Annotated in this window: 23 protein-coding genes, 1 riboswitch and 1 other annotated feature; of the genes, 22 read left to right on the top strand and 1 reads right to left on the bottom strand. The window is 46.1% G+C overall.

Annotated features, from left to right (window positions below; genetic code table 11):
- Window positions 1–203 precede the first annotated feature (203 nt).
- The 3 genes from gatC to gatB are packed head-to-tail and all read left to right on the top strand — an operon-like array spanning window position 204 to window position 3421.
- Window positions 204–494 (top strand): Asp-tRNA(Asn)/Glu-tRNA(Gln) amidotransferase subunit GatC, encoded by a 291-nt coding sequence (gene gatC / locus FZC76_RS15115; protein WP_010191850.1) that lies wholly within the window; start codon window positions 204–206, stop codon window positions 492–494.
- 22 nt (window positions 495–516) lie between these two features.
- Window positions 517–1974 (top strand): Asp-tRNA(Asn)/Glu-tRNA(Gln) amidotransferase subunit GatA, encoded by a 1458-nt coding sequence (gene gatA / locus FZC76_RS15110; protein ID WP_148988989.1) that lies wholly within the window; start codon window positions 517–519, stop codon window positions 1972–1974.
- Window positions 1975–1990: 16 nt separating this feature from the next.
- On the top strand, window positions 1991–3421 hold the full coding sequence (gene gatB, locus FZC76_RS15105; protein WP_148988988.1) for an Asp-tRNA(Asn)/Glu-tRNA(Gln) amidotransferase subunit GatB: 1431 nt from the start codon (window positions 1991–1993) through the stop codon (window positions 3419–3421).
- 327 nt (window positions 3422–3748) lie between these two features.
- Here the strand turns inward: gatB and FZC76_RS15100 are convergent, their stop codons facing one another.
- Window positions 3749–4639 carry a M15 family metallopeptidase gene (locus tag FZC76_RS15100; RefSeq protein WP_148988987.1) on the bottom strand — a complete coding sequence of 297 codons (891 nt, stop codon included), beginning with the start codon at window positions 4637–4639 and terminating at the stop codon, window positions 3749–3751.
- A 233-nt stretch (window positions 4640–4872) separates the two neighbouring features.
- Between FZC76_RS15100 and FZC76_RS15095 the strand changes: the two genes are divergently transcribed.
- The 19 genes from FZC76_RS15095 (at window position 4873) to FZC76_RS15010 (ending at window position 23075) form a co-directional block, all read left to right on the top strand.
- On the top strand, window positions 4873–5412 hold the full coding sequence (locus FZC76_RS15095) for a hypothetical protein (RefSeq protein WP_060664048.1): 540 nt from the start codon (window positions 4873–4875) through the stop codon (window positions 5410–5412).
- A 12-nt stretch (window positions 5413–5424) separates the two neighbouring features.
- A complete protein-coding gene (locus tag FZC76_RS15090; RefSeq protein WP_148988986.1) occupies window positions 5425–6960 on the top strand; it encodes a flotillin family protein in 1536 nt (511 codons plus the stop codon).
- A 280-nt stretch (window positions 6961–7240) separates the two neighbouring features.
- Window positions 7241–8161 carry a diacylglycerol kinase gene (locus FZC76_RS15085; RefSeq protein WP_148988985.1) on the top strand — a complete coding sequence of 307 codons (921 nt, stop codon included), beginning with the start codon at window positions 7241–7243 and terminating at the stop codon, window positions 8159–8161.
- 147 nt (window positions 8162–8308) lie between these two features.
- The gene (locus tag FZC76_RS15080) at window positions 8309–8827 is read left to right on the top strand and encodes a hypothetical protein (protein WP_148988984.1); all 519 of its coding nucleotides are present in this window, start codon (window positions 8309–8311) and stop codon (window positions 8825–8827) included.
- A 120-nt stretch (window positions 8828–8947) separates the two neighbouring features.
- Window positions 8948–9052: riboswitch (SAM riboswitch) on the top strand.
- 71 nt (window positions 9053–9123) lie between these two features.
- A complete protein-coding gene (locus FZC76_RS15075; RefSeq protein WP_148989056.1) occupies window positions 9124–9270 on the top strand; it encodes a YezD family protein in 147 nt (48 codons plus the stop codon).
- 297 nt (window positions 9271–9567) lie between these two features.
- Window positions 9568–10284 carry a phosphoadenylyl-sulfate reductase gene (locus FZC76_RS15070; protein ID WP_148988983.1) on the top strand — a complete coding sequence of 239 codons (717 nt, stop codon included), beginning with the start codon at window positions 9568–9570 and terminating at the stop codon, window positions 10282–10284.
- Between the two features lie 30 nt (window positions 10285–10314).
- The gene (locus tag FZC76_RS15065) at window positions 10315–11394 is read left to right on the top strand and encodes an inorganic phosphate transporter (RefSeq protein WP_148988982.1); all 1080 of its coding nucleotides are present in this window, start codon (window positions 10315–10317) and stop codon (window positions 11392–11394) included.
- Window positions 11391–11645 (top strand): hypothetical protein, encoded by a 255-nt coding sequence (locus FZC76_RS23125; protein ID WP_187442089.1) that lies wholly within the window; start codon window positions 11391–11393, stop codon window positions 11643–11645. Before FZC76_RS15065 ends, FZC76_RS23125 begins: the two co-directional genes overlap by 4 nt.
- A 107-nt stretch (window positions 11646–11752) precedes the next feature.
- On the top strand, window positions 11753–12904 hold the full coding sequence (gene sat, locus FZC76_RS15060; protein WP_148988981.1) for a sulfate adenylyltransferase: 1152 nt from the start codon (window positions 11753–11755) through the stop codon (window positions 12902–12904).
- A 15-nt stretch (window positions 12905–12919) separates the two neighbouring features.
- Window positions 12920–13522 carry an adenylyl-sulfate kinase gene (cysC, locus tag FZC76_RS15055; RefSeq protein ID WP_148988980.1) on the top strand — a complete coding sequence of 201 codons (603 nt, stop codon included), beginning with the start codon at window positions 12920–12922 and terminating at the stop codon, window positions 13520–13522.
- Window positions 13523–13537: 15 nt separating this feature from the next.
- Window positions 13538–15169 (top strand): nitrite/sulfite reductase, encoded by a 1632-nt coding sequence (locus tag FZC76_RS15050; RefSeq protein ID WP_148988979.1) that lies wholly within the window; start codon window positions 13538–13540, stop codon window positions 15167–15169.
- Window positions 15153–15371 (top strand): DUF3906 family protein, encoded by a 219-nt coding sequence (locus tag FZC76_RS15045; protein ID WP_148988978.1) that lies wholly within the window; start codon window positions 15153–15155, stop codon window positions 15369–15371. Before FZC76_RS15050 ends, FZC76_RS15045 begins: the two co-directional genes overlap by 17 nt.
- A 3-nt stretch (window positions 15372–15374) precedes the next feature.
- Window positions 15375–16151 carry a uroporphyrinogen-III C-methyltransferase gene (cobA, locus tag FZC76_RS15040; protein ID WP_148988977.1) on the top strand — a complete coding sequence of 259 codons (777 nt, stop codon included), beginning with the start codon at window positions 15375–15377 and terminating at the stop codon, window positions 16149–16151.
- Between the two features lie 15 nt (window positions 16152–16166).
- Entirely contained in the window at window positions 16167–16931 is a 765-nt protein-coding gene (locus FZC76_RS15035) for a sirohydrochlorin chelatase (RefSeq protein WP_316246614.1), read from the top strand.
- Window positions 16912–17535, top strand: a complete 624-nt coding sequence (locus FZC76_RS15030) for a precorrin-2 dehydrogenase/sirohydrochlorin ferrochelatase family protein (protein ID WP_148988975.1) — start codon at window positions 16912–16914, stop codon at window positions 17533–17535. The genes FZC76_RS15035 and FZC76_RS15030 overlap by 20 nt, the downstream gene beginning before the upstream one ends.
- 142 nt (window positions 17536–17677) lie before the next feature.
- Window positions 17678–17880, top strand: a binding site (T-box leader).
- A gap of 136 nt (window positions 17881–18016) precedes the next feature.
- Window positions 18017–19450, top strand: a complete 1434-nt coding sequence (proS, locus tag FZC76_RS15025) for a proline--tRNA ligase (RefSeq protein ID WP_148988974.1) — start codon at window positions 18017–18019, stop codon at window positions 19448–19450.
- Window positions 19451–19474: 24 nt separating this feature from the next.
- Window positions 19475–20638 carry a MalY/PatB family protein gene (locus tag FZC76_RS15020; RefSeq protein ID WP_148988973.1) on the top strand — a complete coding sequence of 388 codons (1164 nt, stop codon included), beginning with the start codon at window positions 19475–19477 and terminating at the stop codon, window positions 20636–20638.
- Between the two features lie 621 nt (window positions 20639–21259).
- Window positions 21260–22021: a class I SAM-dependent methyltransferase gene (locus FZC76_RS15015; RefSeq protein ID WP_148988972.1), complete on the top strand. Its 762-nt coding sequence runs from the start codon at window positions 21260–21262 to the stop codon at window positions 22019–22021.
- 28 nt (window positions 22022–22049) lie between these two features.
- A complete protein-coding gene (locus FZC76_RS15010) occupies window positions 22050–23075 on the top strand; it encodes a serine hydrolase domain-containing protein (RefSeq protein ID WP_148988971.1) in 1026 nt (341 codons plus the stop codon).
- Window positions 23076–23218 lie beyond the last annotated feature (143 nt).

Raw genomic sequence — 23218 nt, 5'->3', positions numbered from 1 at the left:
ATATCAAGAAAAAACCAAATAAATCAAGAATTCGACAAGTTTCGGCAGGTTCCTTTAGTGCTCTAACGCATTGAGGGTCAGACCCCTCTTTACTCCACTAAAGAAAAATCACACCAATATCCCGTGAGAATTGCTTGTGGGGGTTAAAGTTTAGTATGATAGGGGTATTGTGCAAGTTCGATTTTTTGCGGAGGTGAAAGAGGATGTCACGTATTTCGGAGGATCAGGTGAAGCATGTGGCGCATTTGGCCCGTCTTGCGATCAGCGAGGATGAGGCAGTTATGTTCACAAGTCAATTAGATGCAATTATTTCATTCGCGGAGAAGCTGAATGAATTAGATACAGAAAATGTTCAACCAACTTCTCATGTTCTACATATGAAGAATGTCATGAGGGAAGATGTAGCGAAAGAAGGCCTGCCGGTTGATGAGGTATTGAAAAATGCCCCGGACCACAAAAATGGCCAGATTCGCGTACCTAGCATTATTGAATAGGAAAGAGTAAGGAGGGAACCCCATGTCATTGTTTGATAAAAAGCTATCGGAATTACATAGCCTTTTACATAAAAAAGAAATCAGCGTATCTGACCTCGTTGATACATCGTACAAACGCATCAACGAAGTCGACGATAAGGTACAAGCATTCCTGACACTGGATGAAGAGAATGCCCGTAAATATGCAAAAGTCCTCGACCAAGCGTTAGGACTAGAAAAAGAACATGGCCTATTATTTGGCCTTCCGATTGGAGTTAAGGACAATATCGTCACAAAAGGCATTCGCACGACAGCTGCAAGTAAAATACTTGGTGACTTCAACCCAATCTACAATGCAACAGTTGTAGAAAAATTAAACCAAGCGGAAACCGTCACCATCGGTAAAATAAATATGGACGAGTTTGCCATGGGATCATCCAATGAAAACTCTGCCTTTGCTGCAACAAAAAACCCTTGGGACCTTGAGCGTGTTCCTGGTGGATCAAGCGGTGGATCTGCCGCAGCAGTAGCAGCAGGGGAAGTATTCTTCTCCCTGGGATCTGATACAGGAGGATCGATTCGTCAACCTGCAGCATTCTGTGGAGTTGTCGGCCTGAAGCCTACCTATGGACGCGTTTCCCGTTACGGTTTGATCGCATTTGCGTCATCCCTTGATCAAATCGGACCAATTACTCGCACAGTTGAAGACAATGCCTATCTTTTACAAGCGATATCTGGACTGGATCCTATGGATTCAACATCTGCAAACGCCGACGTTCCGGACTTCCTTTCCAGCTTGACAGGTGATATCAAAGGCTTGAAAATCGGTGTGCCGAAAGAGTATCTGGCAGAAGGCGTAAGTGAAAAGGTAAGCCAATCTGTTAAAGATGCCCTGAAAGTTTTAGAAGGGCTAGGTGCAACTTGGGAAGAAGTTTCCCTGCCACACTCTCAATATGCGTTGGCAACTTACTACCTATTGTCATCTTCGGAAGCATCCGCGAACCTTGCCCGTTTTGACGGCGTTCGCTATGGCTACCGCACAGACAATGCGAAGAACCTCATCGACATGTACAAGCAGACGCGCAGCGAAGGCTTCGGACCCGAAGTGAAGCGCCGTATCATGCTTGGAACATATGCTTTGAGCGCAGGACACTATGATGCTTACTATGTAAAAGCACAAAAGGTTCGTACGTTGATCAAGCAGGATTTTGAAGACGTTTTTGAAAAATATGATGTCATCATCGGACCTACTACGCCGACTCCAGCATTTAAAGTGGGCGAAAACACAAAAGATCCACTTACGATGTATGCAAATGATATTCTGACCATCCCAGTGAACCTTGCAGGCGTACCAGGAATCTCTGTACCGGCAGGCTTTGTGGACGGACTGCCAGTAGGCTTGCAAATCATAGGAAATCATTTTGACGAGAGCACCATTTACCGCGTTGCCCATGCTTTTGAGCAGGCAACCGACCATCATAAAAAGAAGCCACAGCTGTAAGGGGTGAAAAATAAACATGAATTTTGAAACGATTATTGGCCTTGAAGTGCACGTAGAATTAAAAACAAGATCTAAAATTTTCTCGGCAAGTCCAAACGAATTTGGTGCAGAGCCGAACTCCAACACAAGTGTCGTGGAACTTGGCTATCCAGGAACCTTGCCTGTACTAAACAAACAGGCGGTGGAATACGCGATGAAGGCTGCAATGGCCCTGAATTGTGAAGTCGCAACCGACACCAAATTCGACCGCAAAAACTACTTTTATCCGGACAACCCGAAGGCTTATCAGATCTCTCAACATGACAAACCGATCGGTGAAAACGGCTGGATTGATATTGAAGTGAACGGAGTGAAGAAGCGCATTGGTATCACGCGCCTTCACCTGGAAGAAGATGCAGGAAAATTGATGCACACAGGCGACGGCTATTCCCTTGTCGACTATAACCGCCAAGGAACACCGCTTGTGGAAATCGTATCGGAGCCTGATATCCGCACACCAGAGGAAGCTTATGCCTACCTGGAGAAATTAAAGTCCATCATCCAATACACAGGCGTTTCCGACTGTAAAATGGAAGAAGGATCGTTGCGCTGCGATGCGAACATTTCATTGCGACCAGTCGGCCAAAAGGAATTTGGTACAAAAGCGGAACTGAAAAACCTGAACTCCTTCAACTTTGTCCAAAAAGGATTGGAGCATGAAGTTGTTCGTCAAGAGCAAGTTCTTTTATCTGGCGGAGTAATCGAACAGGAAACGCGTCGCTATGACGAAGCGACGAAAAAGACGATTCTAATGCGTGTAAAAGAAGGATCCGATGACTACCGTTACTTCCCTGAGCCGGATCTTGTCGCACTTCACATTGATGATGACTGGAAAGAGCGCGTTCGCGCAGACATCCCAACCCTTCCGGACGAGCGCAAAAAGCGTTACGTCGAAGAGCTTGGACTACCTGCATACGACGCTCAAGTCCTAACCATCACAAAAGAAATGTCCGATTTCTTTGACGGAACCGTTGAAGCTGGTGCAGACGCGAAGCTTGCTTCCAACTGGCTGATGGGCGAAGTATCTGCTTACCTGAACGCTGAAAGCAAAGAGCTCGATGATACAGCACTGACTCCAGAAGGACTTGCAGGCATGATCAAGCTCCTTGAAAAGGGCACCATTTCATCGAAAATTGCCAAGAAAGTTTTCAAAGAACTAATAGAAAACGGCGGCGATGCAGAGAAAATCGTAAAAGAAAAAGGCCTTGTCCAAATCTCAGACGAAGGCACCCTTCGTAAAATGGTCGGGGAGACATTGGATGCAAATCCTAAATCCGTCCAGGACTACAAAGAAGGAACAGAACGTGCCATCGGCTTCCTTGTCGGCCAGATCATGAAAGCCTCCAAGGGCCAGGCAAACCCTCAAATGGTGAATAAGATCTTGATTGAGGAAATTAAGAAGCGATAATGATGATAAGTAGAGCCCCAACATAGGAAGTTGGGGTTTTTTAATGTGAGGGGAGTAGGGGTGGTGTGGGTTGAGTATTGTGTCGTATTGTGTCGAATGGCATTTATCTGGCCTGAATTGGCTAATAAAATGAAAAAGTGGACAATAAAACTAAAATTTGGACAATAAATTTTAAAAGTGGACAATAAATTCAAATTCCGGACAATAAACTCGCCGAAGCTCCTTCACCCATTCCAACACGCCCTATAATTCCCCAAGTACCACTGCAAAATCAACTCCCAACACAAAAAAGAGCGCAAAAACTGCGCTCCACCAGAACCCTTCCCCTTAAAACTCCCGCACATCCCCCAAATATTCCTCTAGCGTAATCCCTTTCGCATAAATCTCCCCAGCAATATCCACGCCAACATACCTAAAGTGCCACGGTTCGAACGCATAACCCGTAATATTCGTTTTTCCTTTCGGATAGCGTAAAATGAAGCCGTAGTGGTGGGCGTTTTCCGCAAGCCACTTGCCCTCTGCTGTTCCCTCTAACTCTTCGACCAGCTCCAAACCAACACTCTTCGCCGTAATATCCATCGCTAGCCCAGTCTGATGCTCGCTTGTTCCGGGTAGCGCCACATAAAGGACCGCCTGCTCATATCCAAATGTGGCTACCTCATTTTTAAAAATAGCAGCTTGTGTTTCATAAGAACGGAAACCGGACCGCGCATAAAGTTCGATGCCTTCCCCCTTTGCGACATTGAACATGATTTCAAGCGACTCAGCCGCCTCTGCGCGCAGCTTGGAACGGTCGCTGTTTTCATCCCCAAAAGAAAACGGTACATTCGGCCTCATTAAATCCCCAGGACGATATCCTTCCGGCAGCGACCAGAATTTATTGACCATCACATTCATTGCGCCGGGGTTAGCCACAACAGGAATCGCTTCGGGTTCAGAAGCCTCATCAGGTTCGGACACCTCCTCAGGCTCCTCTTCCGTTGGAGGGGCTTCTTCCTCCGGTTCTTCCGGTGCGACAACCACGTCTCTACCGTCCTCTTCTTTTTCAAAAAATTCCTCCCATGCCTCATCTTCCACCACTGATACTACCGGCACAGTGGACTTGCCTGCATGAGGACTCCCTACCAATGGTTCCTTTTTATCTAATAAACTATCGAAACTGCTGCAACCCGCTAGCAAGCCCAACCCCATCGTACAAATAATTCCTTTTTTTAGCATAAGTAATAGTTTTCCCCTTTTATATGGTTTATGATGAAATAGGTAAAAGTTTGTAAAATTCCTACTATTAGTTTACACCTATCATCGCCCTAGAAAAAGGTAGAAAAATAGAAATGTTTTTGAAACCTTTAGGAGAAATGACCCGTATATAATAGCGGAAGGAAAATTTGGAAGAAGGATTAGGGTTCCAATGGTGATTACCTTCAATACAACAGGAAAGGAAACGATGGCTTATGACGTTGTTTGGATTGGACATGATGACGCTCTACTTTTGGTGCCTCATTATCTTTGGCGGCTTGACGCTGATCTACGTTTTATTGTCTGATGTGGTAGACGGGATATTTGATGTGTTACCTATTGATCCAGCTCTTATCTTTTCATTTTTTACCGTATTTGGAGCAACAGGCTATCTGGTTGAAAAATATTCGCCGCTATCTGGATTGTTGGTGTTGGCCATTGCCACCGTCCTCGCACTTCTACTAGTCATACTGCTTCACATCTTTGTTTTTGTACCAATCAAGTCCGCCGATTCCTCACTCGGTTATACAGACGATGACTTAAAAGGAAAGCTTGCACGAGTTATCATCTCGGTCCCGAAAGATGGATTTGGGGAAGTGGTACTAAGCATTGGAGGAAGCACCGTTTCACGTTCTGCACAGAGCTTTGAAAACGAGGAAATCCCTTATGATACGGAAGTCCTGATCATCGATGTCCAAACCGGAGTGGTTTCTGTCACTCCATACGAAAAGGTTTTAGAAAACTATAATAAATAGGGGGAAGAGAAAATGGGTGAAATGTTTATCATTATTGGTGCCGTCGTTGCGCTAATATTCGTACTTATTGTCGTGTTCATCGCGCGCTACAAAACAGTCGGTCCAGACGAAGCCTTAATCATCACAGGTAGCTACCTGGGCGGAAAAAATGTCCACACGGACGAAGCTGGAAATAAAATTAAGATTGTACGAGGTGGCGGTGCGTTCATCGTGCCGGTATTCCAACAATCTGAACCATTAAGTTTACTATCTATTAAACTAGACGTAAAAACGCCAGAAGTTTACACAGAGCAAGGTGTTCCTGTGATGGCGGACGGTACCGCGATCATCAAAATCGGCAACTCCATCGGCGACATCGCAACAGCTGCCGAGCAATTTTTAGGAAAAAGAAAAGAGGACCTGGAAAACGAAGCACGAGAAGTATTGGAAGGTCACCTTCGTTCTATCTTAGGTTCCATGACAGTTGAAGAAATCTACAAAAATCGTGAAAAATTTTCGCAAGAAGTACAACGTGTGGCTTCTCAGGATTTAGCGAAAATGGGATTGATCATTGTTTCCTTCACAATTCGTGATATCCGTGACAGCAACGGATACTTAGAATCTCTTGGTAAACCGCGTATCGCACAAGTAAAACGTGATGCAGATATTGCTACTGCAGAGGCAGACAAAGAAACACGTATCAAGCGTGCGGAAGCGGCAAAAGACGCGCAACGAGCGGAGCTTGAGCGTGCAACAGAAATCGCGGAAGCGGAAAAAACCAACCAAATGAAGGTTGCTGAATACCGCCGCGAGCAAGACATCGCAAAAGCCCGTGCCGATCAAGCGTACCACCTCGAGGAAGCGCGTGCGAAGCAAGAAGTAACCGAGCAACAGATGCAGATCAAAATCATCGAGCGTCAAAAACAAATCGAGCTTGAGGAAAAAGAAATCCTGCGTCGTGAGCGTCAATACGACTCCGAAGTGAAGAAAAAAGCCGATGCAGACCGTTACTCTGTGGAGCAGGCTGCAGCAGCTGATAAAGCAAAACAAATGGCAGAGGCAGATGCAAACAAATACCGCATTGAAGCAATGGCCAAAGCAGAAGCAGAAAAAGTCCGTATCGATGGTCTTGCGATTGCCGATGCCCAAAGAGCGCAAGGGGAATCCGAAGCAGAAGTTATCCGCCTGAAAGGTCTTGCCGAAGCAGAAGCGAAAGAAAAGATCGCAGAAGCATTCGAACAGTTCGGTCAAGCGGCTATCCTCGATATGATCATCAAAATGCTTCCTGAATATGCGAAGCAAGTTGCAGCTCCACTCGGCAACATTGATAAAATTACAGTTGTGGACACTGGCGGAAGCGGTGAAAACAGCGGTGCCAACAAAGTGACTGGCTACGCAACCAACCTGATGTCCACTCTTCAAGAATCATTGAAGGCGTCATCTGGAATTGATGTAAAAGAACTGATTGAAAACTTCTCAGGCAAAGCGAACGTGCGTCACAGCATCGATAGCCTGACGAACGAAATTGCTACTTCTAAAAAGAGCGAAGAGAAGAAGACTGAAGAATAATTAAGAGCCTGGTGCCCCCACCTGCAGCTGCTACTTTGGAGAAGTGGCGGTGCGGGCGGGGGTTTTGTTTTGCGGACGATGGAAGCAGCATTTCTCAAAATTTTCATTTTAATTGCATATCCACACCGGAATAGGCTAATATGTTATCAGTAGTGGGTTACAGGTTCACTACTTAGTGGTATTGGTAAATATAACTAACTTATATAACAACATACAGAGATAGACAACACATAGATATAAAAGAGGGCTTAGTTAAATATACGTATAGGATGATGGGTAAATGAAAAGAGCTAGGGTAATATACAATCCAACATCTGGTCGTGAGCTGTTCAAAAAGCATCTGCCAGAAGTGTTGGTTAGATTAGAGAAAGCTGGCTATGAAACATCCTGCCATGCGACAACTGGACATGGAGATGCGACAGAGGCTGCCAGGCTGGCTGTGGAACGCAAGTATGACCTTGTGGTGGCAGCTGGCGGAGACGGAACAATCAACGAAGTCGTCAACGGGTTGGCAGAACAGGAATACCGCCCACAGCTTGGTATTATTCCTGTGGGAACGACGAACGATTTCGCCAGAGCACTTGACCTGCCGCGTGATGACATTTTAGGATGTGTCGATGTCATTGCAGAAGGCGTTCCAATGCCAGTGGACATTGGGAAAGCAAATGATCAGTACTTCATGAATATTGCCGGTGGCGGAAAAATGACCGAGCTGTCCTATGAAGTGCCAATCAAAATGAAAACATTGCTTGGCCAGCTTGCCTACTACCTAAAAGGAATTGAAATGCTTCCATCTATTCGCCCTACAAACGTAACGATCGAATACGACGGAAAAATCTTTGAAGGCGAAATTATGTTGTTCTTAGTCTCCCTATCCAATTCGGTAGGCGGTTTCGAAAAGCTTGCGCCAGATTCCTGCATGAACGACGGCATGTTCGATATGATCATTCTTAAAAAAGCAAACATTGCAGACTTCATCCGTATTGCTTCCATGGCACTGCGCGGAGATCATGTGAAAGATGATTTAGTCATCTACACAAAAGCGAACAGGGTAAAAGTAAACACGCAAGAGAAGATGCAGCTAAATTTAGACGGCGAGTACGGTGGCCTGCTTCCAGGCGAATTCGTCAACCTGTACCGTCACCTTGAAGTACTAGTAACCGAAAAGCGCAAGAAAATCGAAATGGCAAAATGCGAATAGAAATAAGCAGCGGTGAGTGAAGCCGCTGCTTATTTTTTTTGGATTCCTCACAATAGGAATCTCGAATCATTTTTACTTTATTGCAACACCTTGAAGGAAAAATATGTTAATGTTGAGTAAAATGGGAGAGCCAGGAGGGGTAGGAAGATGTATAAAACAATTTCTTGGATAGTGGGCTGTGCGCGTAGACAATTTGGGGTTAGCTTGAAGAGGCTAGCCGTTTTGTGTTGCCTAACTATAGTATTAACTGGCTGTAACATGTTCGCTCAAACAGAACCAGACCCTGAATTCACCATTTCCTCGACTTCCGTTGGCATGGGTGGGAATGAGTATGAAACAGTTCAATATGTCCGCTACTCCATGATATTTACATATAATGATAGTTTGAAAGTAGTAAAAGATACAGTAGAACCATTACTTGCAGGGTGGTTAGAGGAGCGAATGCTCGACCATGAAATCGAGATGGCAGAGGAAATAGGCGACGGGCAATTTAAGCTGGAAGGGAAAGTGACGTTTGACCCTGAAGAGTTAACAAAAGTGGAATTGGCAAATCTTGAAAAACAAGAAGAGACCATCCAAGGGGTTCTTTTTGAAACCACCTCAGGCGATTCCTATCAAGCGGTCATCATCGATTCCGAAACCAAGCTTAAAAAAATTGGAGAATGAAGTAGCTGACTAGGACCAACTTCCCAAAAATAAAAAAATCTAAAAAAACAGTCAATAACTTTGTTGACAATTCATATAAGTATGGTAGGATTAATTTTAACAAAAACACAACTTAAAAGACGCTTATCTAGAGCGGCTGAGGGACTGGCCCGTTGAAGCCCGGCAACCTGCGAACAGCAAGGTGCCAATTCCAGCAAAATGGATACCCATTTTGGAAGATAAGGTGCACTTACATACATGCGCCTTTTCCATAATGGGAGAGGCGTTTTTTATTTGACGAAACGGAGGCGAACCAACTGGCAAACTCGGAATGGGAAGACGTAGTTACCCACTTGGAAAGAATGCTGCAATCAATCAAGTTTGGATCTATCACCCTAGTTGTACAGGATGGAAAAGTTATTCAGATAGAAAAAAATGAGAAGGTTCGCCTTCAGAAAAAATAATTTTCAACTAAAAATGAATTCAGCAGTTGATTGGAGTACAGGGCGCAGACTCCATCGGGAGGCAGCGCTTAGGGGAGACCCCCCGCAGGCTTGCCTAGGAGGCTCCACAAGGGCCCCGAGGAAAGCGAAGCCCTGTACGGAAAATCAACAGCGTGTTTAATAAAAATTAATCATAAACACTCGCTGACCAGACAAACTGGAGGCGGTCTTTTTACACGATGCTTGGCTTGGCACAACCAGCCAGCACATGTAAAAGGGCTGCCTTTTTTCATTGGAAAAGAAAGGAGCAATAACAGCATGAACCAGAAAATAACTTATGAAAACTGGAAGGAGATCTCGTCTACCTTCGCGGTTGATGATGATTCCAAGGGGGCCAACGCTGTATTGGAATGGGCGTTTGGAACTTATGAATCCGATGAAATCATTTATGCCTCAAGCTTTGGAGCAGAGGCAGTGGTTTTAATCGATCTTATTCAAAAGGTAAAGCCCGATGCGCACATTGTTTTTTTAGATACCGATCTGCATTTTCCAGAAACCTATCAGGTCATTGAGAAGGTAGAAAGTAGATATCCAACTTTGCTCATTGAAAAGAAGAAACCAGCACTCACCTTGAATCAACAAGCCGCAGCACATGGCACCGCCCTTTGGAAAAGGGATCCCGGCCGGTGTTGCCAAATTCGCAAGGTCGAACCATTAAGAGAGGCGCTCACGCCAAAAAAGGCATGGATATCCGGGCTCAGAAGGGAACAGTCACTAACACGGGCAAGCACAAATTTCCTCAATCGGGATGATAAATTCCAAAATATAAAAATCTGTCCGCTCATTCATTGGACATGGGAGGACGTGTGGGACTATATCCGGACTCGGGAACTTCCCTATAACGAGCTTCATGATCAAGGGTATCCGAGCATCGGCTGCTTTCCCTGTACACAGGCAGTCGCAACAGACGGTGATTCCCGAGCTGGCCGTTGGGCGGGGAGCGGGAAGACGGAGTGCGGCCTGCATACAAACTAAGGGTGGCTGTGAGATGAAGGAGGAAAAAGCATGTTAGTGACAATAGCCGTGATCGTTGGTCTATTTTTCGCCATGAACATTGGGGCGAGCGGTGCGGCGGCATCCATGGGAATTGCGTATGGATCAGGAGTGGTGAAAAGGAATGTGGCCTTAGTGCTATGCGGAATTGCGGTGTTCTTTGGGGCGTGGCTTGGCGGCGGAGAGGTCGTTAGGACGATGGGAAGTGGGATTGTCCCACAGAGTACCTTTACGGTTGCCATTGCACTGATTGTGATTGCATCAGCGGCCCTGTCTTTATTTTTAGCAAATGTATTCGGCATCCCGCTTTCCACTAGTGAAGTGACGGTCGGCTCGGTCGTTGGCGCGGGGATTGTCTATCAATCTGTGTTTGTCGGGAAGCTCGCTTGGATTGTTTCATTCTGGCTGCTGACCCCTGTTCTGGCGTTTTTATTAGCAATTGGGGCGACCTGGGTGCTGAAAAATAGAATGATAGATCGTTGGGTAAAGTCGCCACGGGCCGTTCCGATATTATCCGTTCTCGTTGTGGTGATGGGAGTGTTCGAGGCATTCTCAGCAGGGATGAACAATGTCGCAAATGCCGTGGGACCACTAGTCGGAGCCGGTATCATGAGCACTGGACAGGGAATCCTCTGGGGAGGACTATTTGTGGCTTTGGGAGCGATATTGCTTGGTCAACGCGTCATGGAAACGAACGGCAAAAAGATTACAAAGCTGCGATTGGAGGAAGGGTGCGTGATTTCCGGGACAGGGGCAGGGATTGTGACAGTCGCTTCTGTGTTTGGGATACCTGTCCCCCTGACTCAAATTACGACGTCATCGATTATTGGGATTGGCTTTGTGAAGCAGGGACGATCTGTTTTAAAAAAGGACATTGTCGTGCAGCTGCTCGTTGTGTGGGTCGTTTCGCCGGTGTTATCGATGGTGCTTTCCTACACGCTGATTCAGCTGTTGATTGAGCAGAATGTGTATCCCGTGATTGCGATGCTCGGCGTGCTGGTTTCGGTGTTTGGAGTGAAGTTTTTGATGCAGCGAACGGGTGGATCTGGAACTGGAGTTGGAGCGGCGGTTTCGGGAGGGAGTAAGGAGTGATGGATGATTTTGAAATAGTAGTTTGGGATTTTGGTTGCGGAGCGTGGCCTGGCTTGGCGAAATGGGGTCACAAAGGGCAAATGTCCGAAGTTTTTGCGAAAGTGACCAAAGATTTGCCAAAGTTGACCGAAGTTTTGCTTAAAGTGACCGAAGATTTTGTCAAATTGTCCGAACCAATTTTCCAAATGACCGAACACCTGTCAAAAGTGGCCGAACCACTCAAAAATTTGACCGAACAGCAGCCCAAATAGCGGTAAATTTGTCCGAACATGCCCGAAGTTTGACCGAACGATTTCAAATCACTAAAAAATCACAGATTTCTAATCAAAAAACCCAAAAAAAGCGAGGGAAACATTCAATGACCTTACCAAAACCACACGGCGGCACGCTTGTGCAAGCCTACCAACTAAATTATGACACTACCAACCTAACAAAAGAAATTCAAATCGACGCCATCGCACTAAGCGATCTAGAACTCATCGGAGTTGGCCTCTTCAGTCCGCTCACAGGATTCCTCACCAAATCCGATTACGAATCTGTCGTCGAAAACCTTCGATTGGCAAACGGCACGGTCTGGTCGGTACCGGTCACGCTGCCGGTCACAAAAGAAGTGGCAAGCACCTTACAACAAGGAGAAACCTACAAGCTGACCCACCAACAAACCACATATGGAGTCATTACCGTTTCCGAATGGTATGAGCCGGACCTCCAAAAAGAGGCCCGCGAAGTTTACAAAACGGAAGAACTCGCACACCCCGGGGTCAAACGCCTATTCGAAAGGGGCGACATTTACGTCGCGGGGGAAATTAAGCTCACAAAAAAACCAAACAAAGGTGTAGCCCAAGACGTCTGGCTCGAACCGAAAGAAACTCGTGAACTTTTCGAGCAAAAAGGCTGGAAGACAGTCGTCGGCTTTCAAACTAGAAACCCTGTCCACCGCGCTCATGAATACATTCAAAAAGCAGCACTGGAAACGGTTGACGGACTTTTCCTTAATCCACTCGTAGGCGAAACAAAATCAGATGACATTCCGGCTGACGTCAGGCTTAAAAGCTACCGTGTGCTCCTAGAAAACTACTATCCAACAGACCGTGTCCAGCTGGCAGTTTACCCAGCTGCCATGCGCTATGCCGGACCGCGCGAAGCAATCTTCCACGCCATCGCAAGAAAGAACTTTGGTTGCACCCATTTCATTGTCGGTCGGGATCACGCGGGAGTTGGCGATTATTATGGGACCTATGATGCTCAGCATATTTTTCATCAATTTACAGAAGAGGAGCTTGGCATCAAGCCATTATTTTTCGAGCATAGCTTTTATTGCAATAAATGCGAGGGCATGGCCTCAGATAAAACATGCCCTCATCCACCAAAAGACAAAGTCATATTGTCTGGCACGAAGGTGAGGGAGCTACTGAGAGCAGGGGAGCTTCCACCGTCCACCTTTAGTCGAAAAGAGGTCATCGAGGTTTTGATCGATGGGCTAAAACAAGAGAAAACAGCGGCCGTATAAGGGAGGAAAAGGAAAATGAGTTCTAAAGCCACCAACATCACCTGGCACGAACAGACCATCACAAAAGAGGAGCGCCGTGCTCAGAACGGGCATGGCAGTTGTGTCCTCTGGTTCACCGGCCTATCGGGATCTGGTAAATCGACCATCGCAAATGCAGTATCCACAGAATTATATCGCCAAAGCATTAACGAGTATGTATTGGACGGAGACAATGTCCGTCATGGACTTAACAAGGATTTAGGATTCTCAGATGTGGACCGCAACGAAAACATTCGTCGTATTGGGGAAGTGGCAAAGCTTTTCGTGGACAGCGGCAAAATTGTGACGACCGCATTCATCTCTCCCTTCCAAGCCGATCGGGATCAGGTGAGAAAACTGTTTGAAAAGGGAGAGTTCATTGAAGTATTTGTGGACTGCCCGTTGGAGGAGTGTGAAAAAAGAGATCCGAAACAACTTTACGCGAAGGCGAGACGCGGGGAAATCAAGGATTTTACCGGCATTGATTCACCATACGAAAAGCCGCCACAAGCAGAAATCACTATCGCATCGGGCACACAGACCGTGGAGGAAGCCGTCAGCACGATACTTCAATACTTAAGAAACCAAAAAATTATTTAAAAGGGGGTTCCACTTATGGCATATGTCAAACACTGGGCCGATAACGAAAAGATCAACAAGACGGAAAAGGCAAAACTGGAGAAGGATGGTCTTCAAATATTGGATGACATCCCGCATTACGCGAAAAATGGATTTGACTCCATTCCTAAAGAGCAATGGGATCTGTTTAAATGGGCAGGGCTTTATCTCCAACGGCCAAAAGAGGACGGCTACTTTATGATGAGGGTCAATGTACCGTCCGGCATCCTAACCAAGCCGCAAGTAGAAGCATTGGCAGGCATCGCGCGGGATTATGGCCGTGGCGTTTTTGATATCACCACAAGGCAGGCAATCCAATTTCACTGGTTGGAGATTGAGCAAATCCCTGACATTTTTAACCGTCTCGAAGCTGTGGGACTGTCTAGTGCGGGAGCATGCGGGGATATCACCCGTACCATTGTCGGAAACCCAATTGCGGGCCTGGATCCTGACGAACTTTTTGACACAACGGCGATTGTAAAAGAGGTCTATGATTTCTTTCAGAAGAATGAGGACTTCTCTAACTTGCCACGAAAATACAAGATGTCCATCAGTGCCAATAAGAAAAATGCCTCTAACGCTGAAATTAACTGTGTTTCTTTTACGCCGGCGACCAAAACGATAGATGGCGTCACCAAAAGTGGCTTCCACCTGAAAGTCGGCGGCGGACTTTCCTCCAGACCGTTCCTAGCAGAAACCATCGATGTGTTTGTAGAACCGGAAAGAACGCTTGAAGTGGCAATTGCGGTAACCACCATCTTCCGTGATTTCGGGTACCGGGAAAAGCGCCATCTCGCACGCCTCAAATTTTTGATAGCTGACTGGGGGGCAGAAAAATTCAAGGAGAAGCTGTTAGAGTACACGGGTCCGCTACCTTCCAAAGGAGAAGAGCCAAAAGAGGAATGGAATGCTGGTTACTTTTATGGGATTCATGATCAAAAGCAGAAGGGCTTAAAATTTCTTGGATTCAACGTACCGGTTGGACGATTGGATTCCGAGGAAGTTTTCGAACTTGCGAGAATTTCAGGAAAGTACGGGAACGGGGAGATCAGAACCTGTAACTCTCAGAATCTTATCATTCCAAACATCCCTGCGGAAAACGTGGAGGCACTGTTAAAAGAGCCGATATTTGAACGCATCTCCATCAACCCGAACTCCTTTCTGGGGCATGCGGTTTCCTGCACCGGTATTGAGTATTGCAATCTGGCCTTGGTGGAAACCAAGGAACGTATGCGTTTGATTGCCGAAGAACTTGATCAGCGCATCAGCTTGGATGTTCCAATTCGCACACATATGGTCGGCTGCCCGAACTCCTGCGGTCAGCGTCAGATTGCCGATATTGGCCTGCAAGGAATGAAAATGCGCAATGAGAAAAAAGAGATGGTCGAAGCGTATGAGATTTATGTGGGTGGAACCTTGAACAAAGGCGGCAAGTTCAATGAAAAGCTGAAGGGGAAAGTGGCGGCAGAGGAATTGACGGATGTCCTGGAGGAGCTATTAATCTACTTCCGCGACCAGAAAACAAAAGGAGAATCTTTCTTTGATTTTGTTGGACGCGTGGGAGTTTCCACCTTGCAAGGCGTACTAGATACTATTTTAGGAAAAGAAACCGATGGCGTATCTGTATAGATTTGACGTAACCATAGAGGCCAAGGAAATTGTATCCGTCATATATGCTGAGAATGATGAAGCAGCTTTTGAACACCTGGATGTGGAGCTTGAGAAATTTTATTTAAAAGAGCCTGATGTGAAAGAAGTTATTTTACGAGAGAAAAAGCGCCTTGGCAAGAAGAACGGCTATATTTTAGATCCAGAGGAGAAAGGGTGGTAGCGCATGACTGGAAAGGTATATTTAGTGGGAGCGGGTCCCGGGGATCCCGATTTGATTACAGTGAAGGGGTTGCGCCTACTCGAACAGGCAGATGTCATCCTTTATGACCGCCTTGTGAATCCGGAACTATTAAACTACGCAAAAAAGGATGCGCAGCTTGTCTACTGCGGGAAGCTGCCTCATTACCATACGATGAAGCAGGAAACGATCAATCATTTTCTTGTAAAATATGCGAAAAAAGGCTTGCAGGTCGTTCGTTTGAAAGGAGGCGACCCGTTTGTATTCGGACGTGGCGGCGAGGAAGCGGAAGAATGCTTCAAACAGGATGTTCCTTTTGAAGTCGTACCGGGGATTACCGCTGGCATCGGAGCGGCCGCTTATGCAGGAATTCCAGTCACCCACCGGACCTTGAGCAAAAGTTTTGCCTTTGTCACGGGACACCAGGCAGGCGACAAGGAAGCGGAGCATCAATGGGCAAATCTCGCGCATGCGGTGGATACGATCTGTGTTTACATGGGAGTTTCTCAGCTGCCGAATATACTTAAGCGCCTGCAGGAAAATGGGAAGTCAGCGAAAACCCCGATCGCCCTTGTGCACTGGGGTACTTTAAATGAACAAAAGACAGTCGTTGGTACGCTTTCCAACATCGAGCGGAAAGTGAAGGATGCGAACATATCCAATCCAAGCATGATTGTGATTGGGGAAGTGGTGAAACTTCATGAAAAACTGCACTGGTTTGAAGAAGAGGTCGTGCCGCATCTGCCTGTCGTGCACGGATAGAAGGGAGCGGGTTTGGTGACTAGAGCCATTTTGTATGTAGGGCATGGGACGAGGTCGAGAAAAGGCGCGGAAGAAGCGAAAGAATTTTTGCAGCGGGTCATTGCAAGAGTGGATACACCCATCCAGGAAATCAGTTTTCTCGAACTGACGGAGCCTTACATCCCGGAAGGATTCGAGCGCTGTGTGGCAAAAGGGGCCACCGAAATCACCGTCGTCCCCATCTTTCTTTTAACAGCAGGGCATATAAAAGAAGACATTCCGGAAGCGCTGGAGCCGCTGCGTATGAAATATCCGAATGTGAGCGTGGAGGTTGCTCCAGCCTTTGGGGTGCAGGAGCGGATTGTGGATGCGATCAGTGAATTGGTAAGGTCGGCGGTTGGGAAGGTGGATGCGGGGGATTCTGTTTTGCTGGTGGGCAGGGGTAGTAGTGATCCCGCTATTCATGAGGCTTTTGCGGAAATAAAAACGGGGCTCGCGGAGAGGCTGGGTGTTTTCAGAGTGAGTGTTTGTTATTTGGCGGCTACCACGCCATTGTTTGCCGAGGGTATAGAATCAATTAGTTCTGACGCTACTGGCCGGGTGTTGGTAGTGCCGTATCTTTTGTTCGCGGGCTTGTTGTTAAGTGAAGTGGAACGGGAAGTTCGAAAAAGGCAACATGCCGGTCAGGATATTTTGTTAATCGAGCCGTTGAGCCGCCACGAGGTAATACAGGATATTGTCGTGGAGCGAGCTAATGTGTCAGAAAAGGAGGGGGCGAGAGTTGCAACCGTTAATCATTGATTTGAAAGGGAAGAAAGTTGTAATCGCAGGCGGTGGCAGGATTGCGGCTCGGAAAGCAAAAGTGCTGGATGCGGAACAGGCGGATATCACGTTTATTGCGCCAGAGTTTTCGGAGGAAGTGCGGGAGTTGTCCGCGTTGAGAGGGTATCGGTTGATTGAGCGGGGAGCGGAGGTTGGTGATTTTGCGCAGGTGTTTTTAGCAATCTTGGCTACGAACAACAGAGAGGTGAACGCGGCATTGGTTCGTGGGTTGCATGAGTCACAGCTCGCTTGCGTGGTAGACGAGTCGGGTGAAGGGAACGTCACATTCCCAGCAACCGTCAGGCGTGGAAACCTCCAGATCGCCGTCACCTCCAATGGCTCCAGTCCTAAACTGACCCGTAAGTTGAAAAAAGAGTTAGAGGAGCAGTTTGATTTTAGCTGGATTTCTTATACGGAATTTTTGTCCGAATATCGGGAGGTGGTAAAGCGGCTGCCGTTGTCTTTTGAGGAAAAAGGGGAGCTGCTTTGGGGGATTTTGGAGGATAGGTATAGGTTGGATGTAGAGGCTAGGGGGGAGAAGCTAGAGGAGTTGTTGCGGTTAAAGGAAAGGTTGATATCATAGTAGTTGGTGAAAAGGCGTGCGTACTTGTCGGATTGTACGGGTGTTTTTTTGTGTGGAAGAAGTTTAAAAATCAAAATATAATCTAATACTAGTAAAATAATAGATTGACAATTTTTCCAACAAACCGATATAATCTTCTCAATATCAAACGTCGAAGAGGACTAGTAAAGTGATTTCGTCTATCCAAGAGAGGGTGCCGAGTGGTGAGAGGCAGTCATAGATGAGCATTTGAACCTGCCTCAGAGTTCTGCATCAGAAACGGTGCAGCGGTTCAAAACCGTTACCATGAAAGAGAGTGAAGCTTTGCTTTGAATGAGGGTGGTACCGCCAGAAATGGTCCCTTATTTATCGCGGGGCTTTTTTTATTTTGCTGATTATTGGGTTTGGCATCAACTCGGGGTGTTTTGGCACGAACTTGCCTCGTTTTGGCACGAACTTGGGTCATTTCCGCACGAACTTACCAAAAAAGGAGCAAACCAACATGTCTAATAAAAATTTCGTAGAAAAAATCACCAACATGGACGAAGATTTCGCCCAGTGGTACACAGACGTCGTCACCAAAGCAGAACTCGTCGACTATTCCAGTGTCCGCGGCAGCATGATTATCCGCCCATACGGCTATGCACTATGGGAAAACATTAAAGACGCACTCGACAAACGGATCAAAGAAACCGGTCATGAGAATGTTTATATGCCACTTTTCATTCCGGAGAGTCTTCTCCAAAAAGAAAAGGATCACATCGAAGGCTTCGCACCGGAAGTGGCCTGGGTTACCCACGGTGGCGATGAAAAACTACAAGAACGCTTAGTGGTCCGTCCAACATCTGAAGTACTTTTCGGTGAGCACTATAAAAACATCATTCATTCCTACCGCGACCTGCCAAAGCTTTATAACCAGTGGGCAAACGTGGTGCGTTGGGAAAAAACAACCAGACCTTTCCTGAGAACGCTCGAGTTCCTGTGGCAAGAAGGGCACACCTGTCACGAAACAGACGAACAAGCACATGAAGAAACAGTGAAAATGCTTAATGTCTACGCGGAAATCTGTGAGAACATCCTGGCCATTCCTGTCATTAAAGGGCAGAAGACGGAAAAGGAAAAATTCGCTGGAGCCAAATACACCTACACGATCGAAAGCTTGATGCATGACGGGAAAGCATTACAGTCGGCGACCTCTCATCATCTCGGGGACGGCTTTGCCAAAGCTTTCGGCATTCAATTCCTCAACCGTGAAGGAAAGCAGGAATATGTGCAGCAAACTTCTTGGGGATTCACCACCCGCATCATCGGAGCCATGATAATGGTCCACGGCGATGACCGCGGTCTTGTCGTTCCTCCAAGAATTGCTCCAACGCAGGTGATGATTGTTCCGATTGCTCAGCACAAAGAGGGCGTGCTGGATTTTGCCTATGATTTAAAAGAAAAGCTGTCAAAAACTATTCGCGTCGGAATTGACGCCAGTGACAAAAAGCCTGGCTGGAAATTCAATGAGTATGAAATGAAGGGGATTCCACTAAGACTCGAAGCGGGTCCACGTGACATTGAACAGCAACAAGTAGTCCTTGTCCGTCGTGACACTGGGGAGAAATTGATCACACCTATCGACGGACTGGAATCAAAAATCCAAGAAGTCCTCGAAGACATCCAGAGTAACCTTTTAGAAAAAGCACGTTCCCACCGTGAGTCCAAAACGAGTGTGGCGACGACTTTCCAAGCCTTCAAAGAGCAAATCGAACACAAAGGCGGCTTCATCAAGGCTATGTGGTGTGGCGATCAAGCGTGTGAAGATAAGATAAAAGAGGAGACGAGCGCCACTTCCCGCTGTATGCCTTTCGAACAGGAACAAGTTGCCGAATCTTGTGTATGTTGCGGAAATGAAGCCAAACATATGGTATATTGGGCTAAGGCATACTAGATCGATTATTAAGGGGAGAAAGCCATGCAACTGGAAAAATTCATCGACCGTAGAAAAACGCATTCTGTCAAATGGTTTATCGAAGATCAAGACATTATTCCACTTTGTATTGCAGATATGGATTTTCAGGTCTCAGAAGAGATTGTCAACGCCATCAGCCAAAAAGCCACACACGGCATCTATGGATACAGTACATTTTGCGCGCGGTATTATGACGCAGTGGAATATTGGTGGAACACGCAGTATGATTGGGAGCTGAAGCAGGAGTGGATCTCGTTCAGTCCCGGCATTATCCCCGGGATGAACCTTTTGCTAAAGGCGTTAACGAAACCGGGTGATGCGGTAATCGTGCAGGATCCCGTCTATTACCCTTTCTTTTCTACCATACAAACACAAGGCTGTACCATCTTGCATAATTCCCTCCTCTATTCTGAGGACGGCTATAAAATGGATTTTGAGGACTTTGAAGAGAAAGCGGCTCAGCCTGGAACAAAGGTGTTTATCCTCTGCAGCCCGCACAACCCGGTCGGCAGAGTGTGGACTAGTGAAGAGTTGCGCAGGATTGGAGAGATTTGTGAAAAGCATGGAGTGATGGTCATCTCAGATGAAATGCATGGCGACCTTACTTATCCTGGGCACAAGCATATTCCGTTTGCTAAGGTGCATCCGGACCATCTGGATTTTTCCATCACTTGTGCGGCGCCAAGCAAAACGTTCAATATTGCCGGAATGCAAAGCTCTATTTTCATCATTCCAAACAAAGAGATTAGAGAGCGGTATGAAACATTGTTAACCGGGTTTGGATTAATGCGTCCAAATGCGTTTGCGGTAGAAGGAACCATCGCTGCCTACTATAAAGGGCTGCCGTGGCTTCAAGAGGTTAAGGAGTACTTAAACGCAAACTTAGAGTTTGTTTGCACCTACTTAAAAGAGCATATTCCTGCCATAAAAGTAGTGAAACCAGAGGCAACTCATTTGATTTGGTTGGACTGCAGGGAACTTGGAATTCCTGCAGAAGAACTGCATGCTTTCTTTTTAGAAAAAGCGGGTGTCCGTTTAGACGAAGGAATGAAATTTGGCGCAGGCGGACAAGGGTTCGAACGCATTAATATTGCCTGCCCGCTTGAGGTGCTGAAAGAAGCGTTACTAAGAATGAAAGCTGCAATAAGAGAAATGGAGACCTGCTGACACAAATTTGTGTGCAGGTTTTTTCTTGTGGTTTGAAAGTACTTTGAGGGGGATGTGGAGATGAAGACCTCTTAGATAGGGAATATGAACGAGAGAGGTCTTCATGGAGGTTATGAAGACGTGAGTGGCCGGGAATATGAGTGAGAGAGGTCTTCATAGAGGTTATGAAGACGTGAGTGGCTGGAAATCTGAGCGAGAGAGGTCTTCATAGAGGTTATGAAGACGTAAGTGGCCGGGAATATGAGTGAGAGAGGTCTTCATGGAGGTTATGAAGACCTGAGTGGCCGGGAATATGAGTGAGAGAGGTCTTCATGGAGGTTATGAAGACGTGAGTGGCTGGAAATCTGAGCGAGAGGAGGTCTTCATAGAGGTTATGAAGACGTGAGTGGCGAAAAATCTGAGCGGGAGAAGTCCTCATCACCAATATGAAGTCCTCTCTTTTAAGAAATCTAAGCAAAGTTCACTAATAATTTCATCTATATCAAATATTTTGTATATTAAAAGGAAAACGGGAGACCACACTATGAATCTACTGGAACACAACATATAAAACCGCATCCGCGGACCTCCAAGCCTTACTTGGCACCAGCTACTAAATTTTAAAAAATGGAAGGTAACTATATGAAAACTGATCAACTTTTTCAACACTATTTAAAAGAGGCGGAAACCGATTTTTCCGGATGGGATTTTTCCCACATAACAGAAACGGGCCGACTTGCATCAGGCATGCTTTCCTGGTCATACGGCAGCATGGCAAAAACCTTGATGGCAGACGCCACTTCCATGCTCGATATGGGAACAGGTGGGGGAGAGTTACTTTCCAAACTGCAGCCACTTCCACAGACCGTCTGCGCAACGGAAGGGTACAAACCGAACTTTCCTATTGCAAAAGAAAGGCTGGAACCACTAGGTGTAAAGGTGGTCGAAGTGGAACCGGACAACTTACTGCATTTTCCAGACAAGCACTTTGACCTGATCATCAATAAGCACGAGGAGTACGACCCTAGTGAGGTTAAAAGAGTTTTGCAAGACGGAGGGACTTTTTTGACTCAGCAGGTGGGCTGGTCTGACTGCCAAGATATCAATAGACTTCTTGGAGCACCGGTTAACGAGGAGTATGCTTATTGGAATCTTGAATTTGCACACCAGCATTTGGAGGAACACGGTTTCGAGGTTATCCTCAGTAAAAAGGAATACCCGGTGCAGCGTTTTTACGATATCGGTGCGCTTATCTACTATTTAAAGGCTATTCCGTGGCAGGTGGTAGATTTCAGTGTGGAAGATTACGTGGATTCCTTGTATGAGCTTCATTTGAAAATAATCCGGGAAGGGTATTTGGATATTATGCAGGATCGGTTTTTATTGAAGGCGATGGGTAAGTAAACTGAGTAACAAAAGGGGGGCAATCCAAATGAAACTGAAAAATGTAGAACTAGAAACAATCTTAGCAAACAAGGTAAAGGAATTAGACTTTTCAGGTGTTGTACATGTGGAAAATCGCGCTGGAATCATCCATACCAGTGCCCATGGCTTCTCCAACCGGGCAGAGTCTATTCCTAACACGACCAATTCGAGATTCGGAATTGCCTCAGGCTGCAAACTCTTCACGGCGATTGGTATATGTCAGTTGGTGGAGAAAGGGGCTATATCGTTTCATTCAAAAATAAGCAATTTGTTGGATTATTCTTTTCCTCATTTCGATGAAGAAGTTACAGTCCACCAGTTGCTGACACACTCATCCGGAATTCCTGACTACTTTGACGAGGATGAAATGGAAGACTTTGAAGAGCTTTGGGTGAAGAATCCAATGTATCACATGAGACAACTAGAAGATTTTCTCCCGTTGTTCCAGAATCAACAGATGAAATTCACCCCGGGCGAAAAATTCTATTACAATAATGCCGGCTATATATTATTGGGGTTAATCATTGAAAAGGTAACAGGAATTCCTTTTATTAATTATGTGGAGGAGCACATCTTCAAACCGGCCCAAATGGAGGAATCAGGGTACTTTTCTTTAGATTCTTTACCTGCCAAGACGGCTCTTGGTTATATTGACAAAGAAGATGGTACTTGGAAAACTAACAGCTACTCCATCCCGATAAAAGGCGGTGCTGACGGTGGCGCCTATGTTACGGCAGGCGACTTTGCAAAACTTTGGCAGTCCCTACTGAATGGAAAACTAGTTACCAAAGAAATGCTCGATAAAATGATGACGCCATGGATTCAAACGGATAATGATAACGATCACTATGGGTATGGAATTTGGATTGAGAAAGCCGAAGACAAAATCGTAAAGTATCATGTAATGGGTTATGACCCGGGCGTAAGTTTTGCGTCTGCCTACTATCCGGCTTCAGAAACAATCGTAGTGATTCCTTCCAATAAGGAACATGGCCCCCACAAGCTGATGTATTTGCTTGAGGACCGTATTTAAATAAGGAGAGAGGCATACCTGTTTGAAGGTATGTCTTTTTTCTATCAGGGACCGGTGTCAGGGTTCTCACCTGTTTGTGTCGATGCGTGTCGAATGGCCTTTATCCAGTCCAATGTGGCTAATAAAATGAAGAAGTCGCTAAT

The sequence above is a fragment of the Sutcliffiella horikoshii genome (genome assembly GCF_008180725.1).
In the GTDB taxonomy this organism is placed as follows: Bacteria; Bacillota; Bacilli; order Bacillales; family Bacillaceae_I; genus Sutcliffiella_A; species Sutcliffiella_A horikoshii_B.
The sequence above is the reverse complement of the archived record's forward strand: the minus strand, read 5'-3'. Positions and strand labels throughout refer to the sequence as shown.

Bases quoted from the DNA above. Each gene is read 5' to 3' on its own strand.
- FZC76_RS15050 (WP_148988979.1), top strand. From the start codon at position 13,538: ATGGCATATGTCAAACACTGGGCCGATAACGAAAAGATCAACAAGACG.
- proS (WP_148988974.1), top strand. From the start codon at position 18,017: ATGTCTAATAAAAATTTCGTAGAAAAAATCACCAACATGGACGAAGAT.
- FZC76_RS15080 (WP_148988984.1), top strand. From the start codon at position 8,309: ATGTATAAAACAATTTCTTGGATAGTGGGCTGTGCGCGTAGACAATTT.
- FZC76_RS15010 (WP_148988971.1), top strand. From the start codon at position 22,050: ATGAAACTGAAAAATGTAGAACTAGAAACAATCTTAGCAAACAAGGTA.
- FZC76_RS15020 (WP_148988973.1), top strand. From the start codon at position 19,475: ATGCAACTGGAAAAATTCATCGACCGTAGAAAAACGCATTCTGTCAAA.
- FZC76_RS15065 (WP_148988982.1), top strand. From the start codon at position 10,315: ATGTTAGTGACAATAGCCGTGATCGTTGGTCTATTTTTCGCCATGAAC.
- FZC76_RS15100 (WP_148988987.1), bottom strand. From the start codon at position 4,639: ATGCTAAAAAAAGGAATTATTTGTACGATGGGGTTGGGCTTGCTAGCG.
- gatC (WP_010191850.1), top strand. From the start codon at position 204: ATGTCACGTATTTCGGAGGATCAGGTGAAGCATGTGGCGCATTTGGCC.
- FZC76_RS15045 (WP_148988978.1), top strand. From the start codon at position 15,153: ATGGCGTATCTGTATAGATTTGACGTAACCATAGAGGCCAAGGAAATT.
- FZC76_RS15015 (WP_148988972.1), top strand. From the start codon at position 21,260: ATGAAAACTGATCAACTTTTTCAACACTATTTAAAAGAGGCGGAAACC.
- FZC76_RS15070 (WP_148988983.1), top strand. From the start codon at position 9,568: ATGAACCAGAAAATAACTTATGAAAACTGGAAGGAGATCTCGTCTACC.
- gatB (WP_148988988.1), top strand. From the start codon at position 1,991: ATGAATTTTGAAACGATTATTGGCCTTGAAGTGCACGTAGAATTAAAA.
- sat (WP_148988981.1), top strand. From the start codon at position 11,753: ATGACCTTACCAAAACCACACGGCGGCACGCTTGTGCAAGCCTACCAA.
- FZC76_RS15085 (WP_148988985.1), top strand. From the start codon at position 7,241: ATGAAAAGAGCTAGGGTAATATACAATCCAACATCTGGTCGTGAGCTG.
- cobA (WP_148988977.1), top strand. From the start codon at position 15,375: ATGACTGGAAAGGTATATTTAGTGGGAGCGGGTCCCGGGGATCCCGAT.
- gatA (WP_148988989.1), top strand. From the start codon at position 517: ATGTCATTGTTTGATAAAAAGCTATCGGAATTACATAGCCTTTTACAT.
- FZC76_RS15095 (WP_060664048.1), top strand. From the start codon at position 4,873: ATGACGTTGTTTGGATTGGACATGATGACGCTCTACTTTTGGTGCCTC.
- cysC (WP_148988980.1), top strand. From the start codon at position 12,920: ATGAGTTCTAAAGCCACCAACATCACCTGGCACGAACAGACCATCACA.
- FZC76_RS15090 (WP_148988986.1), top strand. From the start codon at position 5,425: ATGGGTGAAATGTTTATCATTATTGGTGCCGTCGTTGCGCTAATATTC.